Consider the following 18,307-nt stretch of genomic DNA (forward strand, 5'->3'; position numbering starts at 1 on the left):
ACTCAATGAAAAACAGGTCATCTAAAAAGGCTTAATTCCCGCAACCCGCGCGGTAATGTCTGCGCAGATAGTACAGCATCTTGCCAGCGACTGTCACAAACCTCCGGTGTCTTACTCACTTAACACTTCCTCAATCGCCGTCGAGTTCCTTCATTAAGAAATCTTAATGCCTCAATCATAGTGATAATGATTATATTTGCTATCTGCTAATGATTATCATTTAGCTATGCGCGGCATCCTACCGCACCGATGACACTATCGGCACCGCCATTTTCACGTACTCAAACCATCGCGAACCCAAGAGCTCTATCATGTTAAATCATAAGAATATGAATAACATTTTGCTGACCGGCGTCCTGTCCGGCCTGGCATTTGGTGCCCATGCGGCGCAAAGCGCGCAGGGCAAATCGGATACTGCCCAGAAAGAGTCCCAGGACACCATGACGGTACTCTCTCCCCGCGTGGAGCGAGAAGCGGGCACGAAAACCACCCTGACAGCCAACGACCTCTTGAAAGAAGGCGGCAATACCTTCGGCAATATCATGCGCTACCAGCCGCTGGTGAGTGCGCCGGGCGTCAGCGCCGGGGCCACCGCAGGCAAGAGCAGCTACGATCGCGGCGGTTACAGCGGCTACAACATTCGCGGGATGGAAAACAACCGCGTCTCTATTGATATCGACGGCGTTGAACTTCCTGCAGGCACCGATCGCGGCACCTCCACACCGAGCGGTCGCGTTCAGGCTGGCAGCACCAGCATCGGCCGCGGTGATTATCTCGACCCGTATCTGTACGGTTCCGTCGATATCGCCTCCGGTGCTACCGACGTCTCAAACAGCAATAACGCGCTGGGCGGCTCCGTCTCTTTTGTCCCCAAATCGCCGGACAATTTCCTCAGCAGCGATAAACACCGCTATTTTGGCTATCAGGCAGGGTATGACTCCGCCGATCGCAGTTTCCACAACGGGATTACCGCCGCAGGCGGTGACGACACCCTGCGCGGCGTGGTGGTCTACAGCCGCCGTGACGGTAATGAAACCGAAAACCACCGCGATGCCACCCTCGACAGCAATCCGGCCAACTGGCACTCCAACGCCGTACTGGCCTCCGGCATCTGGCAGGCAACCGACCTGCACCAGTTCACCGGTACCGTGGAGTATTACGAGAAGTTTAACCACAGCAACTTCCCCACCTGGAATGTAGGCGCTGATGGTGGCTCTACCCGAGATGGCAGCACCTCATTCCAAGACAGCAAGACGCGCCGTTGGGGCCTGAGCGTGGCCGATCTGTATACGCCAACTGATAGCCTGCTGTTTGACAGCCTGAACAGCAAACTGTTCTTTAGCAAAACCGAAGCCCACGACTACACCATCAGCAATGCCACACTGCCGTCTCAGGTATGGAGCGGCTACGATACCAACACCGTTGGATTGGAAAGCAAAGCGACCAAAGAGTGGCGTAATCACCGTTTCAGTTACGGTGTAAACCTGCGCCAATCAGAGTCTGAGCGTCCACTGGTCGCCAAAAACATACTGGCTGGCACCGTCAACCTGGGTCGCCCTCAAGCCGACAGCAAGATCATCAATGCCGGTGCTTTTGTGCAGGATAAGATGACTTGGGATGTGGCGGGTCGTGATTTCTCCATTATCCCTGCGGTGCGTTTCGCATGGCAGCACGCTAAACCGGAAAACACCGATAACCTGTTTACCAACACCAACGGTAACGTTACAGCCAGTGACACCGCCAAGATGTACGGCACCAACGCCGATGGCCAGATCCTCCCTGCACTGACCTTCCAGTACAATCTGAAGCCCGATCTGTTGGCCTATGTGCAGTACAAACGCGGTGCACAGTTCCCCAATGCCGGGCAGCTTTATGGTTCATGGGCTCTGGGTTACACCGGAGGAGCCAGCAATTATGCCACCATCGGCGATCCTAATCTGAAAACCGAAACCAGCGATAACTATGAGTTGGGGCTGAAGGGCCGTATTGTAGACGGGGTAACGATCAGCGCTGCCGCGTTCTACAACGATTACAAAAACTTTATCGCCAACGGTTACTACCGTCGCGCGGCAAACCCCGACCTGTTTGCCACTCTGCCAAACACCATCAGTACCCTCTATCTCACCGAAAACCGCGATAAAGCCTATATCTATGGCGGTGAGCTGAGTGCACGTTTCGAACTGGGTACCTGGTTTGAGCCAGCCAAAGGGTTCAGCGCCCGTCTGGCTTATGGCTACACCCAGGGTGCCGCAAAATCCAGTGCCTCCGGTGACCGCTACGTCAACCTCGATACCGTCACGCCACAAAAAGCGGTGGTTGGGCTGGCCTATGACGATCCGAGCAACACCTATGGCGCTGCGCTGATCACCACCTTTACCAAAGGGAAAACCGCTGATTACGCCACAGGCCGTAAACGCATCGGTGACGGCAACGTTGTGGGCACGGACGACGTCACCTTTATGCGCGTGCCAGGCTACGGTTTGGTGGATTTGACCGCGTACTATCGCATCACCAAAAACGTGCGCGTCAATGGCGGCGTCTATAACCTGACTGACCGTAAATACTGGGATTACCAGAACAGCCGTAACATTGAGGCCCCGACCAATACCGATCCTAATAGCTCACGTTATTACGATCAACAGTTGTCGATTGCGCCGGGACGCACCTTCCAACTGGGCATGAGCGTGGATTTCTAATCAACGCGTTTATTGCGTGAAGTGACATAAACGTAAAACGTGTCCTCAATGGGGCAGGAAAGCCGATACATGGGTTTTCCTGCCTTTTTTACTGATTCACTCTCTGACATTCAGGGCATAAAACCCCTGTTTTATTGACTGACAGTCAATAGTGTTGTGCCATTACACCCGTTTTTCATCCTAAGCCTGCGCACTACACTGCCTTACTTTCATTACGCAACCAGGATCATCGTCACCATGCAAAACATTCTGCTGATCAACGCCAGCAAATCCTTTGGCCACTCCAAGGGCCAATTGAACAATACACTCGCGGATTTTGCCGCCACCTTGCTCAGCGAACAGGGCCATAGCGTGCAGGTGACCAACGTCGATCAGGGTTACGACCTGGATGAAGAGGTAGAGCGCTTTTTGTGGGCAGACACCGTCATTTATCAAATGCCGGGATGGTGGATGGATGTGCCGTGGATCCTGAAGAAATACGTCGATGACGTGTTTACTCACGGTCACGGCTCGCTGTATGCCAGCGATGGTCGCACCCGCTCAGATACCAGCAAAAAATACGGCTCTGGCGGTCTGCTGCAAGGGCGCAATTATATGCTGTCCCTGACCTGGAACGCCCCGTTGGAGGCCTTTACCGATCCTGACCAGTTCTTCCACGGTGTCGGTGTAGACGGCGTTTACCTGCCGTTCCACAAGGCAAACCAGTTTATCGGCCTGTCACCGCTGCCAACCTTTATCTGCAATGATGTGATCAAGCAGCCAGAAGTAGATCGCTATCTGGCTGAATACCGCGAACATTTGACCCGCGTATTCGCCTGAACACGACCTACAGCAACTGGTGCGCCATCTTCTCGCTGAGAAAATCGAGAAAACAGCTGATACGCGCCGTCAGCTTGGTATTGCGGTAATAAACCGCATTCACCGGCATGCGCGTTTCAACCGTCTGGTGCGCCAGCACTGGCACCAATCGACCGCTTTTCTGATCGTCTTGTGTCATAAAATCAGACAAGCGGACGATCCCCTCCCCGCGCAGGGCCAGTTGGCGCAGCGTTTCACCGCTCGAGGCCACCAGCGCCGGTTTGATGCGATACAACTCACCGTTGGCTTTACGTACCGGCCAGACATTGAGCGCATCCACATGGGTGAAACCGAATAATACGTGATTATCCAGCGCCTCCACGGTCTGCGGCACGCCGTGGCGCTGCAAATAATCAGGGCTGGCTAAGATCCGCGTGCGCGTGCTGCCCAGCAGACGCGCGTGGATACTGGAATCTCGCAGGGTGCCAATACGGATGGCAATGTCAGTATGCTGCTCCAGCAAATCAATAAAGACGTCATCAGTATTCAGTTGCAACTGAATGTGCGGGTAAATGCGGCGAAATTCGGGGATAAGGGGCACAATAGCATGTTGCATAAACGGGAACGCGGCATTAACACGCAGCGTACCGCAAGGTTGCTCACGTCCAACGGCCATCAACTCTTCCGCCTGTTCAACAGACGCGATCACTTCACGCGCCTGCGCCAGAAACAGCTCGCCTTCCTGTGATAGCGCCAAACGGCGCGTGGTGCGGTGCAACAGCGTGGTGTCCAGCTTGGTTTCCAACCGGCGCAGTGCACGGCTGATGCCGGACGCCGTCTGCCCCAACTGCTCTGCCGCTGCCGTAATCGACCCGCTGTCGATAACCACCACAAACGCTTGCAACTCTTCCAGCGTGACTTTCATCGCTTCTCGCTGCCGTTTCTTTGCCTCAGATAACACCATCATAACTGGTTATTTTAATAAATAAAAAAAACCTGGTTGGCACACACCTCGGTAAAAAGTTAATCAAAATCACAAAACATTAACGCAAAAAATTTTCGTATTGCGCATTGTTTTGCGCAAATGCTACACCATTTGCAGACGCACTCTTTTACCAAGGGAAAACCGACGCAATGAGCAGTAACACCACACTGAACGCACAGTTAGATGCCCTGATAGCAGGCACCCTCGGCCTGAAAGACGAAGGCCGTTTTCATGAGCCCAACCTGGATGGTACGCCGGGTGACTATATCTCGTTCAACAGTTGGGAATGGCCGCAGGGCGTGGGCCTGTACGGGCTGTTCCGCCTGTGGGAGTTCACCCGTAGAGACGATCTGCTAGCCACCCTTACCACCTGGTTTGACAAGCAAATCGCACAGGGTTTACCGCCGCTCAACGTGAATACCACCGCCCCGATGCTGCCGTTGTCGCTGCTGTGGCAGCACACCCGTAATGACAATTACCAACGTGTGCTGGACCGTTGGGCGAACGATGTCATGACCAAACTGCCGCGCACGCCGGAACAAGGCTTTCAGCATGTGGTGTCTGACGGCGTGAACCAGATGGAGATATGGGACGACACGCTGTTTATGGTTGTGCTGTTCCTTGCGCATTACGGTACGGTATCAGGCCGTCAGGAACTGGTCGACGAAGCGGTACGCCAGTTTTTGCTGCACGCACGCTACCTCAACGACCCGAAAACCGGCCTGTGGTATCACGGCTGGAGCTTTGCGCAAAAAAGCAATTTTGCGCAAGCCCGCTGGGCGCGTGGCAACGCGTGGATCACCGTCGGTATTCTCGATCTGCTGGAGATTGCTCCTATCGACAACGGTGTGCGTCTCTATTTGCTGGAATGCCTCAACGCACAGGTGAACACCTTGATCGACCTGCAAGCCGAAAGCGGTGCCTGGCATACCCTGTTAGACCACCCTGACAGCTATGAAGAAATTTCCGCTACCGCCGGTTTCGGCTACGGCCTGCTGAAAGGTGCACGCCTGGGCTTGGGTAATGAACGCTGGCTGAGCGCGGGGAAAAAGGCGTTACAGGCGGTGCGCCAGAATATCGATGCGCAAGGCACGGTGCAAAATGTCTCGTACGGCACTCGCATGGGGCGCACGCTTGATTTTTATAAAGAGATTCCGCTGCAACCCACCGCCTACGGGCAGTCGCTCGCCATTTTGTGTTTGAGTGAAGGCATCCGTATTGCGGAGTAAATGATCCAGAATGCATTGTTTCCGGGGAATAATAAATGAACACTGACACTATTTATCGCCGCACGTTGCAACAGGGTGACGCGATTCGCTACTGGCACTATTCCGATATTGTCAGCCAACGTTATGACGTACCTGATGTCCCCATGCAGGGTGACATGGACCCGTTTTTCTTCATGAGTAAAAAGAAAAACTTCATCCCGCATACCTATCCTTGCCGGGTAGACTTCCAGCAGCGTTATCTGGAGAAGAAACCACAGCCGTTCGGCGCGTTCGAACTGACCCGGTGGTGGTTCCCCTTCGGCTCAGACCGCGTAGACCTGTCTGGTTTCTGGTTCCGCCCCACCCGCATCGGTGCCTGGGCGCAAACCTGGCTGGAAGCCGAAACCGCCGGTGAGGTGACTCTGCGTTTCACCACCTGCGGCGGTGGCATCGTGCAGGTTAACGGCGAAGATGTTGCCTGGAGTGCCGCTTATCAGCGCAATCTGGAAAACACCATCGAGGTCACCGTTTCCTTAACATCGGGGCTAAACGATATTCGGGTCTGGTTTGACGATCTGGCAGAGCGGGATATTCGTTTTTTCTTCCAACTCGATTACGTGGCGGGTGTTCCCGTCAATGTGGCGCTGGTCTCACCGATTTGCGCATCGGGCGTGGCGGAAATGGAAGCGCTATTGGAAGGGGTGTCCTTCGAATATTCTGCCTACAGCCACGGGGATATCAACCTCTGCTTCCCTGCGCCTGCGACCCAATCGCTGACCATCGCCTGCCGTGTGCTGGGTGATTTTATCTCTCTGGATAGCCCTATTGAGCTGGAAACCGAATTGCGTCCGGGCCAAAAAACCGCGCGTATCGCCAATACCGCGCAGCTCCCGGCGGATTTCCGCAACTTTGTGATTACGCTCTCCAGCGGAGAATTATCGATCAGCCGCACCCTTGGCGTCGAGATTTGTCATGCCACTGCGCAGCAGGTTGTGCCAGACACCTTAGCCGCGCGTATTGCCGAAGCGCTGCACACGGTCGCCACGCAAGGGGAGTACAGCAGCGTTAAAGCGTTAGCCAGACTGGCCTGCGGCATGGCCGATGAGGAAACGCACGCCATGCTGGAAGGGGTATTGCCTTCGGTACTGGATTGTCACGATTGCGCCGACTTCACGCTGGTGCCGCTGCTATGGTGCCGCATCGCCTGGGGTGATGCCATCGCACCGGCTACCCGGGAAAAAATTGATGCCGCCATTCTGCATTTCCGCTACTGGATGGATGAACCGGGCAACGACGTGCAATGGTATTTCTCGGAAAACCATGCGCTACTGTTCCACACTGCCGCTTATCTGGCGGGCAGCTTTTTCCCACAGGCCACGTTCGTACGTGCCAACCGCAGTGGAAGCGAGCAGGCTGCCGCTGGCAAGCAACGGGTGCTCGATTGGCTCACCCATTTTGAATCCTGCGAAATGGCCGAGTGGAACTCTGCCCCCTATTTCCCGGTGGATTTGAAAGGGTTAACCGCGTTGGCCGCGCTTTCTCCCGACGCGGATATTGCCGCACGCAGCCGCCGCGCCATTCAACGGTTAATTGAGCAAATCGCCCGCTCCTGCCATCAGGGCATGTTGACCGCCTCCCAGGGGCGTTCTTACGAGCATACTTTGCGTGCCGGACGCTCATTGGAACTGGCTGCGATCTCCCGCCTGCTGTGGGGCAAAGGCAACTACGGCTGCCGCTTCCACGCTTTGCCGCAGTTGGCTTTACTGCTGCGCGATCACGGCTTGACCCTCGATCCGGCACTGGCCGAGGTCGCGGTGTGGCAGAAAGCGACAGCGCAAGAGTGGTGCTTTGCTCAAGGGGCCAACCGCATCGCCAAACTGTACCACTACAAAACCCGCCATGTGGCGATGGGTTCCATTGCCGGTTACCGCTGGGGCGAATGGGGCTATCAGGAGACGCCGTTGCATCTGCGCATTGGTGATATTCCCGAAGCACAGCTGTGGATCAACCACCCCGGTGAAACTATACACGGCGGATTCGGCAGACCCTCCTACTGGGGCGGTTGCGGTACGCTGCCGCGCGTCCAGCAGTATCGTGGGCTAGCGGTGCTGACCTTTACCACCCACGCAGGGCAACCAACGTTCACCCACGCCTGGCTGCCGCAGCATATCTTTAGCGATGTGCGTATCAGCCCTGAGCGCATCGCGTTGCAAAGCGGTGCCGGCATGGCGCTGTTGTTCGGTTCTCAACCCTTTCACATCGTGGAAACGGGCCCAACCCGTCGCTGTGAAGTGCAGCAGCACGGCAAAACAACCACCTGGCTGGTGCGCCTGAATGATGCCGCAGACATTCAGTCACTGGACCACTTTACCCAAACGTTCGCCGATCTCACCGTGCAGCATGAGGCCGACGATACCCTGAGCGTCCGCGATCCGGTCTACGGTGAAGTACGCTTCTTGCCAGATGGCCGCGTGGAGGCGCAAGGCCGCACCCTTGACCCCGATGCCTGGAGCGTGGCCGGTACGCACTGCGAACTGGTGCTCTAACCCTTTTTTATCACGCAATACCACTCTACCCTAACCATCAACCGCTCAGGCCACTGGCCTGAGCTGGAGGATCACTATGGACACTCAAGTTAGCCAAAAAGAAGCTGCTGTCCCTCACGACGACAGCCAAACCACCGCCAGTTCTCCCCCCAAAGGCCGCTATCGCTGGACTATCTGCTCGATGCTGGTGTTCGCCACCACGGTCAACTACATGGACCGCCAACTGCTCGGTTTGCTGGCACCGATGCTGCAAAAAGATATCGGCTGGACGCAAATGGAGTACAGCTGGCTGGTCAACGCCTTCACCATTGCCTATGGCACGGGCACGCTGATTTGCGGCCGTATCATTGACAAATTCGGCACCAAAATCAGCTACGCCGTGGCGATGGTGGTCTGGAGCGCCGCTGCCATGTTGCACGCCGCGGTTGGCACCGTGGTCGGGTTTGCCATTGTGCGCATTATCCTTGGGCTGGGGGAATCCGCCAACTTCCCGGCGGCGATGAAAGTCATCGCTGACTGGCATCCCAAAAAAGAGCGCACGCTGGCAACCGGGATTCTGGGCGTCGCCGTTAACCTTGGCGTCGTCGTCTCCCCCGCCTTGATTCCGTTTATCGCCATTCATTACGGCTGGCACGGGGCGTTTCTGATTCTGGGTGCGGTGGGCTTTGTCTGGCTTATCCCGTGGTTTTTCCTGTTTGGCAAACCGCAAGATAAAGCCTCTGCCGAGGAAGTAGCTTGGATCCGTCAGGACAAAGAAGAGCACGTCAGCGTGGAATCCATCAAATGGACGCACCTGCTGCGCTACCGTCAACTCTGGGCCTTTGCGTTGGGTAAGATGCTGACCGATCCTATCTGGTGGTTCTTCCTGTTCTGGCTGCCAAAATGGCTGAACGAAACCCGCGATATCAATATGGCCGGATTGGGTGCGCCGTTGATCATGATCTATCTGTTTGCCATTGGCGGCAGTCTGGGTGCAGGCTGGTTGCCCGGTAAGCTGATGAATATGGGGTTCAGCGCCGCGAAAGCACGTAAAACCACCATGCTAATTTGCGCCTGTGCGGTCATACCGATTTTTGCTGCGACGCAGGTGGAAAGTTTGTGGCTGGCCGTTGCCCTCGTCGGGCTGGCAGCGGCTGCGCACCAGGGCTGGTCCGCAAACCTGCTGACATCGGTGTCCGATCTGTTCCCCAACGCGGCGGTAGGGTCGGTCGTCGGTATCGGTAGCACCTTTGGCATGATCGGCAGCGTGATCTTTTCCACGGTGATCGGTGCCGTACTCGAAGCGTCAGGCAACTATTGGGCGCTGTTTGCCATCAGCTCCGTGGCCTATCTGGTCGCCTGGGGTGTGATGTACCTGCTGCTGATCCCCAATATGGAACGGGCGAAATTCAAATAACCGTATAACAAACGCCACACCACATCATGAGGGCGAATGCCCTCATGATGCGTTTAACGCCGCCACAGACTGGCGCTCGACCATGGCACACGCCAGTTCTATACGCCGTGGGATTGTCACCGTGCCCGCAATAATGTCCTGCAATAGCTCAAGCGCAATAACACCGATTTCCTGCACCGGTAAGTGCACGGTAGTCAGTGGCGGTGAGGCAAACTCCGCCTGCGGCAAGTCGTTCATGCCCACCACCGAGATATCCCCCGGCACATCCAGGCCTAAGCGCTGTAACCCGTTGATGGCCCCTAACGCCAACGAGTCATTGGCACACAGGATCGCGGTACAGGTGCGTTTTTTTTCACGAAACCACGCTACCACCGCCTGCTCAGCCAGTTCAGGAAGCCAATCGGTCACGCTGATCACCTGCTGCTCGGCGCAGGGCAGTTGAAAATAACGCATCGACTCCTGCCAGCCTTCCTGCCGCTGTTCAATGGTGCGCCGACCGGGATGGGTCAAAAACAGGATATCGCGATGCCCGTGTGACACCAGATAGTCAGCCGCCATACGGGTTGCCGAGCGGTTACACGGCATCACGCTGGAGAGCCGCATCAGCGGATCTTCGCTGTTCACCAGTACCGCAGGCTTCTTCAGGTTGACCACAACGTCTAAAATTGCCGGATCGTCGACGGTGAGTGCCAGCATACCGCCAATATCCTCCTGATTAAGCAAATCGGTCAGCGCCTGCGTACCCTTGTCAGACAGCGGGTGGGTGACCAAATCCAGCCCCAGCACTTTGGCGCGCTCTTTCAGCCCTTGCAGCACATACCAACTGAATTGATAACGGTGATAATCCAGCATCGCCACCTGAGAGACGGCGAGCACGATCCGGGAGCCGCCCATTTCCACCGCTGGGCTGTAGCGCACTGCCCGCGCCACTTCCAGGATTTTTGCACGCAGCGCCTGACTCACCCCTTTTTCGCCGCTCAACGCACGGGATACTGTGCTTAGCGAGGTGCCACAGCGCGCGGCGATATCTTCCAGCCGGACACGGCGCGCACCGCCGTCCAACTTTTCTGTGTCACCCGCGTCTTTTTCGTGATTGTTTTTCATAATGTTACACAGTGGTCAAGGATTAAGATGCACACTTACTCTACTGTGAAGCCATGAAGGCTGTCAGCGTCTTTCACATTGATTTGTTGGTCTTTAGCGTGAAATAAGGAGAAAAATCACGATGATCGAGACGGAAAGATTGATTCTGCGTCAATGGCGCGATGAAGATTACCCCATTTTCGCACAATTAAACGCCGACCCGGAAGTGATGCGCTATTTCCCTGAGCTGATGTCGCGCGAAGAAAGCGATGCGCAGGCCGGGCATATCAGCAGACATATTGCCAACAAAGGCTGGGGCTTCTGGGCCGTAGAATTGAAATCAAGCGGCGCATTTATCGGCTTTATTGGTTTACATAAGCAGCCGGAAGAGAGCGGAATTCCGCATGCGCCGCTTATCGAAGCGGGCTGGCGCTTGCAAGCGCGCCATTGGGGAAACGGCTATGCGACGGAAGGGGCAAAACGCGCTATTCGCTATGCCTTTGAGCAACTTGACGCACCCGAGGTCTACGCCTACACCCCGCGGCAGCACCTTGCTTCACAGCGTGTGATGATAAAAGCAGGCATGACCAACACCGGTGAAGATTTTAATTATCCCAAAATACCGGCGGGTCATGCGCTGGAGCGGTTCTGTTTATACAAGATTACGCGCTGACGGGTGTCTTTCACCCATTTATTGGGCGTTATCTATATGCTCAGAAATTCAGAGGAAAACGTTTCAATTCAACGACGCGAGTGCTCGGGTAATATCGTTGCGTCGCCCACTGTCAGCAATTTCTCTGCCAGGGCGTGGCGCAGCCTTTAACGCTTTTTCCAGATAGGTTTTGGCTAACGTTTTATCCCCCTGTTGAAGCAAAAAATCACCATAAAAGTAATTGGGGTCGATACCGTCAGGATTAATTGCCAATGCATTCTTCAGCATTTCACCTGCCTTTTCTTTATCACCAAAGCCAATGGGCCACCCCGGCACCTGATAATAAAGCACGCCAAGACTGGTCCAGGCAGAGCCTTGCAGGGCGCCAGGATTGATGGCAATCGCGGCTTCCAGTGAGCTACGAGCCCCTTTCACCAACGACAGCGCACCTAACCCTCCTTTTGTACCTGCCCAACTGCTGTCAATGATTGCAGACCAGATAAGCAAGGGCGCATCTTTATCCCCTAACGCAGTCGATGCAGCATGAGCCTTCTCGCTCAGCGCACTGAAACAGCTTTCTTTCTGTTTATCCAACGTGCGGTATTGGCAAACAGACCACCCTAACTCCAACTCATTAAGAGAGGATGCAGCTTGTGAATAACTCGGCAGACCTAAGGGCAAAGCCAAAAGCATGAGATGATGTATTTTCATTTCAGCGATCCTTTTACCGGTGAGCGAAGGTGACGCATGATGGTCGGTAATTTTTTACTGAGCGCTCTGTCCACTATCGAAGGAAACAGCGCATTGATTTTCACAAACAGACGTTCTGCCAGCCCAATTCGACTACGCAACGTATTTTGCTCCAATGCAGCAATAACGTGCCGCGCTACTGTTTCAGGCGTATCGCAACGGTTCCCCAATGCATTATTCATGGCATAGGCGGCATCAGAATTCAGGCGGGTACTCGTTGCACGGGGGGCAACATACAAAACAGAGAGCCCCAAAGGTGCCACTTCGCGACCCAATGCTTCAGAAAAGCGATGTATCGATGCTTTGGTTGCGCTGTAAACGCTATAGCCCGGATGACCAATTTCGCCCAATACTGAACCAATATTCAAAATCACCCCACCTTCACGGAACTGCTTGCACAGCGCCCTGGTGAGCAACATCGGCAATTCCACATTCGTGTGAATCTGCTCGCGAATATCGCTAAAAGACTGTTTATCAAACAGCGCGAAACAACTGCTGCCCGCATTGTTGATCAACACATCGAGACGCACGCCAGCCTGAAAGCTCTCAGCAAGATGATAAATTTCCTCATCGCTGTAGCGGTTCATCAATATGACTTTATGCCTTTCGCGATGCGGTAACTGTGCATAAAGTTTCTCTAACGCCTCTCTATTTCTTCCGACAAGCCAAAGAAATGCCCCAGCCTCTGCTAATTGCAGGGAAAGGGCCTGGCCGATTCCGCCACTGGCTCCGGTAATCAAGACATTTTTATTTTGCAGGTTCATGGCTAGGCTCGCTCAACTGGCAAAGCATCTCACCGTACAGGGAATAGACGGTACGGGCCGTATGGATAATGTCTTTTTGATCTTGAGGGTTGGTAGTGCGATCCATCAGTGAAGCAAAAAACTTGATGTGATCCATATCCAACGCGCCATGGGATCGCAAATAGCTAGTTGCTTGATCGTCTAAGCCTAGTGCGCCTTGCAAAGCTTCAGCAATGGGCGTCGCAATCGTCACACTGGTCCCTTCTAACACATGTACCATGCCAAAAATACACATCGGGTTAACCCGCTCAATCTGGTGATAAAGATAAGCAATCATCAACTCAATAGGTTGGCCAGGCTGGCCATTTCTGACAGATTCAGCATTGCCACCGCAGTGCTGAATATCATTAAGTATCCACTCTTGGTGTCCATATTCTTCATCAATGTATTCAGCAATGGCTTGGCGTACCCATTCATAGGAGGTGGGCAAACGGCTGCCTGCGCACATCAACAAAGGCACAGTTTGATTCACGTGGTAGTAAGCCTGTGTCAGAAACGCAATGTACATTTCCGACGTAATATCGCCACGCATGCAACGTTCAATCACGGGTGCAGAAAGCATTTTGCTCCGCGCTTGATGGGTCTGTTCCTGCAAAATTGAGTAGAAAGACATTTATGCCTCCTGATTAAGACAAATAATGTATTGTTGCATCATGTGCCAGATATCATCACGCCGGATTCGCCCATTAGCCGTGAGCGCTTTCGGCCCCGATATCATTGACGTAAAAAGTAAATGATGGGGTTTTGCGTAGTCGGGTAACCTGTCAGACAGGGCTTTCAGTTGCTCCCTTGCGGCCTGTTCCATACCTGGGAAGGCATCAACCAATGCGACATTCTTGGCAAGCCCTTCACCAAATATCACCAGCCGCCGCACGGCCGGGCAAGCCATCGCCTCTGCCTCTACCCATTCAGGAGAGAAATTGCGACCAAAAGCCGTTATCTGAACATTTCGCCGACGCCCTGTGATTTGGATATAACCTTCATCATCGATCTGACCCAAGTCACCCGTCGCATACGGCGTAGGAAAAGGTCTTTCGCCCAGATAGCCAATGGCATTGCCAGGGCTCACTACCTGCAACTCTCCCTGACTGTCAATGTGTACGTGGATACCGGGTAGCGGTTTGCCTGCACTGCCAATATGGTTAGCCCCCGGTAAATTGAGTGACACCACTGAACCACACTCCGAAAGCCCATATCCCTCATACACCGGCAATCCTCTGGCATGCGCCGTGCTCAGTAAAGAAGGAGAGACTTTGCCCCCTCCGACAGCAACAAAATGCAGTGAAGCCGTACTGGCAGGGTGTGTTTGATGAAACATAAACAACACTCGCAGGAGTTCTGGCACCAGCACCACGCTGTGGGGCTGCCAGGTTGTTAGCGCTTTCCCCAGTGCATCGGGGTTAAACTGACCAGAAGCGCCAAAACCAATGTCAGAGGAAGGGAGTATCACACTCTCCACACCCAATATCAGAGGTACATAAATCCCACAGATATTCTCCAGCAATGTACTGAGTGGCAACGTCACCATATGCCGTTGTAAATCTAACGATTGCATCAAACCGCTCAGCGTCTCTGCATTCCAGCTCATTCCTGCCACGCTCAGGCAAACCCCTTTCGGATGATTGGTAGTGCCCGATGTGTAAGTGATTTTGGCCGTTCCTGCGGGTAATTCTGGCGGATGGCTCAGATGACGCCGTTGAAGCATGCCTAGCATGGACTCATCCTGCTGCCACCCACGCCGGGGCGTTCCCCCCAAAATAGCGTCAGCACCGCTGGTATCAAGCAGCCACTGCTGCTGCTGCACAGAAAAAAAAGGCGGTACAGGTATGCATACCGTGCCATTTTTTAAACAGGCAAGATCGGCTATCGCCCACTCAGGCCCATTATCCAAGGCCAGCGCCAATCGTCTTATATCAGCAGATTTCAGATACGCAGCAAAATGGGCGACATCGTCAGCGTATTCGCGCCAACTCCAATCACGGGCTACAGAACGCAACGCAATACCTTCTGGGCGCTCAGTTGCCCAAATTTCCAGTTGTTTATCAAGCATGTTGAACTCCTGGTACCGTTGTCCACGGCTCTGCGGGCAATTGATTGAACAGACTGAACAACAGCGTATTGTTCCTCAGTTCAGCCATGCCACCCGATAGCTCACCCGCCATAATCTGCGGATGATATTGGTAGTAACTCCCCCACAGCTCAGCATCTGCACCAAGGCGTTTACCATCGGCCTCCGCCAGAAGAACGGGGTTTAAATTTAACCGAGTAAAAATATTTCTAATTTTCTTCGTACCAGTAAATACGATATAGGTGTAGTGGTAGTGCGCCAAAAGCCAGCACACTGCGGCGTACATCACTCGGGCAGCAGCACCATCGCTTGCAGCAAAGTTCCCAATTTCAACCAAAGAATTTCTGGATACCCCTGCTGGAAAGTAGGATTGCATGAGAACCTCAACAGGTTGATCGAGATATTTTTCAAGAAATAATGGCCCTGAAACTGCGGGCATAATGCCGCAAGCGGCACGCAATTGCCCTTGTGCATCATGCAAACTCAGCAGCCATGGCATACATATCTTTAAATCTGCACCAAAACTCTGTTTATAGTGATCGCGAATAAAAAGGGTAGTCGAATTTATTTCTACACCACCATTATTCCATGCTAACAAACAGGGCGAAGTAATTCTCATCATTGAAAGTCCTGTAATTAGGTCTTATACAGTAGTCTGCCGATAGCGAAGAAATAGGTGTAACACGCCCATCGCCCCATGAGAGAAGAAATAAATTTCGACAAAGGCTGTCATGAATTTATGCCAATGGATAATCATCTTGGTTAACGATAAAGGCGCATTAATAGATTCCAGTAAGAACCATAAACCGCCGCTCATCGCTACAATGAGCAGTGCCAGCACCCCCGCCCCTTGAACTGTTGCGGCGAGACCACCATGGTGTGCCTCAGGAAGTTTCCCATGCTTTAGTAAAAAAACATCCTGTACAATATCTTTGAAATCAAACTTCACCCATGAGAAGTAGTAAAAAAAACCTCTTTTCACCAGCATCCATGAAAATAAAAAAACGCCTAAAACAATCAGCAAAATGCCAGATGAAATATGTACCCAGGTAATAAATGCATCCAGGGTATGCTGCCCCAAAGATTCTCTCTCGGTAAAATTTGAATTTATTATTTGAAACAAAATAAGAACGGCAACAGCAATATGCATCACCCGAAAAAGGGGGGCATCATCATAAGGTGTCATATGCCATAAACGTTTTTTCATTTACGCACTCCTTCACGTATCTCTTAGCGTTACTGAAGAGAATACGGAGGATTTATTAAGTGAACCTTAAGGCTTTAAAAAATCTATACATTAAAAAATAAGAGAGGAAGTTCAAGAAAAATGGGTACAAACATTAAATTTGTACCCACAATAACAGGTAGTTAAGAACAGAAAGGTATCACACCTCAATATCCGCCCGATCGCCCTTCTCTTGCAGCCAGTTGCGGCGATCTTCCGAGCGTTTCTTCGCCAGCAGCATATCCATCACCGCCAGCGTTTCGTTCACATCGTCTTCGCTGATAGTAAGCTGTACCAGGCGGCGCGTATTGGGATCCAGCGTGGTTTCGCGCAGCTGTAGCGGGTTCATTTCCCCCAACCCTTTAAAGCGCTGAACGTTAGGTTTGCCCTTCTTGCGCTTAAGTTGCTCCAACACCCCGGCTTTCTCTTCTTCATCCAGCGCGTAGTAGACTTCTTTGCCCAGATCGATACGATACAATGGTGGCATGGCGACATACACATGGCCGCCTGCGACCAACGGGCGGAAATGGCGCACAAACAGCGCACACAGCAGCGTGGCGATGTGCAAACCGTCCGAGTCAGCATCCGCCAGAATACAGATCTTACCGTAGCGCAACTGGCTGAGATCGTCGCTGTCCGGATCCATGCCGATGGCGACAGAAATATCATGCACTTCCTGCGAGGCCAGCACTTCATCGGAAGAGACTTCCCAGGTATTAAGGATCTTGCCCTTGAGCGGCATGATGGCTTGAAACTCACGCTCACGCGCCTGCTTGGCGGAGCCGCCCGCAGAATCCCCTTCCACCAGGAACAGCTCGGTTTTATTCAAATCCTGTGAGGTGCAGTCCGCCAGTTTCCCCGGTAACGCCGGGCCGCTGGTCAATTTCTTACGCACCACTTTTTTGGCCGCGCGCATGCGACGCTGGGCGCTGGAGATCGCCAATTCGGCCAGCATTTCAGCCGCTTGCACGTTCTGATTCAGCCACAGGCTAAACGCATCCTTCACCACGCCAGACACAAACGCGGCGCACTGACGCGAAGAGAGGCGCTCTTTGGTCTGCCCGGCAAACTGCGGATCCTGCATCTTCACCGACAGCACATAGGCACAGCGCTCCCAGATATCTTCAGCGCTGAGTTTCACACCGCGCGGTAGAATATTGCGGAATTCGCAAAACTCGCGCATGGCATCCAGTAAGCCCTGACGCAGGCCGTTAACGTGGGTCCCGCCTTGCACCGTCGGAATCAGGTTGACGTAGCTTTCCGTCAGCAGTTCGCCCCCTTCTGGTAGCCACAGCAACGCCCAGTCCACCGCTTCGGTATCGCCCGCAATGGCGCCGATAAACGGTTTTTCCGGCAACGTAGGCAAACCGTTAACCGCTTCGCACAGGTAGTCGTTCAGACCATCCTGATAGCACCAACGCTGTTCGGTATTGTTAACCTTGTCCTTAAACGTGATTTCCACACCGGGGCACAGCACCGCTTTGGCTTTCAATAAATGCGACAGACGCGAGACAGAAAAACGCGGGCTGTCAAAAAAGCTGGCGTCCGGCCAGAAATGCACGCGAGTGCCCGTGTTGCGTCGCCCGCAGGTGCCGCTCACCGTTAACGCTTGCACCTTTTCGCCGTTTTCGAAGGCAATATCGTAAACCTGCCCGTCGCGACGAACGGTCACTTCGACGCGTGAGGACAGCGCGTTCACCACCGAGATTCCCACGCCGTGCAAACCACCGGAGAACTGGTAGTTTTTGTTGGAGAATTTCCCACCAGCGTGCAGACGACACAGAATCAGCTCAACGGCGGGCACCCCTTCTTCCGGGTGAATATCCACAGGCATGCCACGACCGTCATCAATCACTTCAAGCGACTGATCTTCGTGCAGGATAACGTCAACACGGCGCGCATGGCCCGCCAGCGCTTCATCGATGCTGTTATCAATCACTTCCTGCCCCAAATGGTTGGGGCGAGTGGTATCGGTGTACATCCCCGGACGACGGCGCACCGGTTCTAATCCGCTGAGCACCTCAATGGCGTCAGCGTTATAACTTGATTGACTCATATTCGCGTTAGTCGTTGTTTAAATGTGTAAAACGGAATGGC

Annotated in this window: 15 protein-coding genes; 6 read left to right on the forward strand and 9 right to left on the reverse strand. The window is 53.6% G+C overall.

From position 1 onward, the window contains the following. Window positions 1-311 precede the first annotated feature (311 nt). Both J5224_RS09805 and J5224_RS09810 read left to right on the forward strand, forming a co-directional pair. A complete protein-coding gene (locus J5224_RS09805) occupies window positions 312-2,696 on the forward strand; it encodes a TonB-dependent receptor domain-containing protein (RefSeq protein WP_264625202.1) in 2,385 nt (794 codons plus the stop codon). A 237-nt stretch (window positions 2,697-2,933) separates the two neighbouring features. Beyond that, on the forward strand, window positions 2,934-3,515 hold the full coding sequence (locus J5224_RS09810; RefSeq protein WP_264625203.1) for an NAD(P)H-dependent oxidoreductase: 582 nt from the start codon (window positions 2,934-2,936) through the stop codon (window positions 3,513-3,515). 7 nt (window positions 3,516-3,522) lie between these two features. Here J5224_RS09810 and J5224_RS09815 read toward each other — a convergent pair whose 3' ends face one another. Continuing rightward, window positions 3,523-4,419, reverse strand: coding sequence for a LysR family transcriptional regulator (locus J5224_RS09815; protein ID WP_264625258.1), 897 nt, complete (start codon window positions 4,417-4,419; stop codon window positions 3,523-3,525). 209 nt (window positions 4,420-4,628) lie between these two features. Here J5224_RS09815 and J5224_RS09820 point away from each other — a divergent pair, with 209 nt between their 5' ends. The 3 genes from J5224_RS09820 to J5224_RS09830 all read left to right on the forward strand — a co-directional run bounded on the left by J5224_RS09820 (window position 4,629) and on the right by J5224_RS09830 (window position 9,629). Next, window positions 4,629-5,708 carry a glycoside hydrolase family 105 protein gene (locus J5224_RS09820; protein WP_264625204.1) on the forward strand — a complete coding sequence of 360 codons (1,080 nt, stop codon included), beginning with the start codon at window positions 4,629-4,631 and terminating at the stop codon, window positions 5,706-5,708. Between the two features lie 35 nt (window positions 5,709-5,743). Further along, on the forward strand, window positions 5,744-8,233 hold the full coding sequence (locus J5224_RS09825; protein ID WP_264625205.1) for a hypothetical protein: 2,490 nt from the start codon (window positions 5,744-5,746) through the stop codon (window positions 8,231-8,233). Window positions 8,234-8,309: 76 nt separating this feature from the next. Next, the gene (locus J5224_RS09830) at window positions 8,310-9,629 is read left to right on the forward strand and encodes an MFS transporter (RefSeq protein WP_264625206.1); all 1,320 of its coding nucleotides are present in this window, start codon (window positions 8,310-8,312) and stop codon (window positions 9,627-9,629) included. Window positions 9,630-9,671: 42 nt separating this feature from the next. Here the strand turns inward: J5224_RS09830 and J5224_RS09835 are convergent, their stop codons facing one another. Continuing rightward, window positions 9,672-10,733: a LacI family DNA-binding transcriptional regulator gene (locus J5224_RS09835; protein WP_264625207.1), complete on the reverse strand. Its 1,062-nt coding sequence runs from the start codon at window positions 10,731-10,733 to the stop codon at window positions 9,672-9,674. A gap of 121 nt (window positions 10,734-10,854) precedes the next feature. On the opposite strand from J5224_RS09835, the gene J5224_RS09840 reads away from it, so the two are divergent. Next, a complete protein-coding gene (locus tag J5224_RS09840; protein ID WP_264625208.1) occupies window positions 10,855-11,385 on the forward strand; it encodes a GNAT family N-acetyltransferase in 531 nt (176 codons plus the stop codon). Between the two features lie 63 nt (window positions 11,386-11,448). Here the strand turns inward: J5224_RS09840 and J5224_RS09845 are convergent, their stop codons facing one another. From J5224_RS09845 to parE, 7 genes are all read right to left on the reverse strand, one after another. Next, window positions 11,449-12,075 (reverse strand): tetratricopeptide repeat protein, encoded by a 627-nt coding sequence (locus J5224_RS09845; RefSeq protein WP_264625209.1) that lies wholly within the window; start codon window positions 12,073-12,075, stop codon window positions 11,449-11,451. Beyond that, the gene (locus tag J5224_RS09850; RefSeq protein WP_264625210.1) at window positions 12,072-12,878 is read right to left on the reverse strand and encodes an SDR family oxidoreductase; all 807 of its coding nucleotides are present in this window, start codon (window positions 12,876-12,878) and stop codon (window positions 12,072-12,074) included. The genes J5224_RS09845 and J5224_RS09850 overlap by 4 nt, the downstream gene beginning before the upstream one ends. After that, complete coding sequence (locus tag J5224_RS09855; RefSeq protein ID WP_264625211.1) at window positions 12,862-13,530, reverse strand: TenA family transcriptional regulator; 669 nt, start codon at window positions 13,528-13,530, stop codon at window positions 12,862-12,864. Before J5224_RS09855 ends, J5224_RS09850 begins: the two co-directional genes overlap by 17 nt. Then, window positions 13,531-14,967: an AMP-binding protein gene (locus tag J5224_RS09860; protein ID WP_264625212.1), complete on the reverse strand. Its 1,437-nt coding sequence runs from the start codon at window positions 14,965-14,967 to the stop codon at window positions 13,531-13,533. It lies immediately after the preceding gene. Beyond that, on the reverse strand, window positions 14,960-15,607 hold the full coding sequence (locus J5224_RS09865; protein WP_264625213.1) for a thermostable hemolysin: 648 nt from the start codon (window positions 15,605-15,607) through the stop codon (window positions 14,960-14,962). Before J5224_RS09865 ends, J5224_RS09860 begins: the two co-directional genes overlap by 8 nt. 21 nt (window positions 15,608-15,628) lie before the next feature. Beyond that, on the reverse strand, window positions 15,629-16,192 hold the full coding sequence (locus J5224_RS09870) for a cytochrome b/b6 domain-containing protein (protein ID WP_264625214.1): 564 nt from the start codon (window positions 16,190-16,192) through the stop codon (window positions 15,629-15,631). 178 nt (window positions 16,193-16,370) lie between these two features. Next, the gene (gene parE, locus J5224_RS09875; protein WP_264625215.1) at window positions 16,371-18,266 is read right to left on the reverse strand and encodes a DNA topoisomerase IV subunit B; all 1,896 of its coding nucleotides are present in this window, start codon (window positions 18,264-18,266) and stop codon (window positions 16,371-16,373) included. Window positions 18,267-18,307 lie beyond the last annotated feature (41 nt).

It is taken from the genome of Candidatus Symbiopectobacterium sp. NZEC135, from assembly GCF_025962695.1.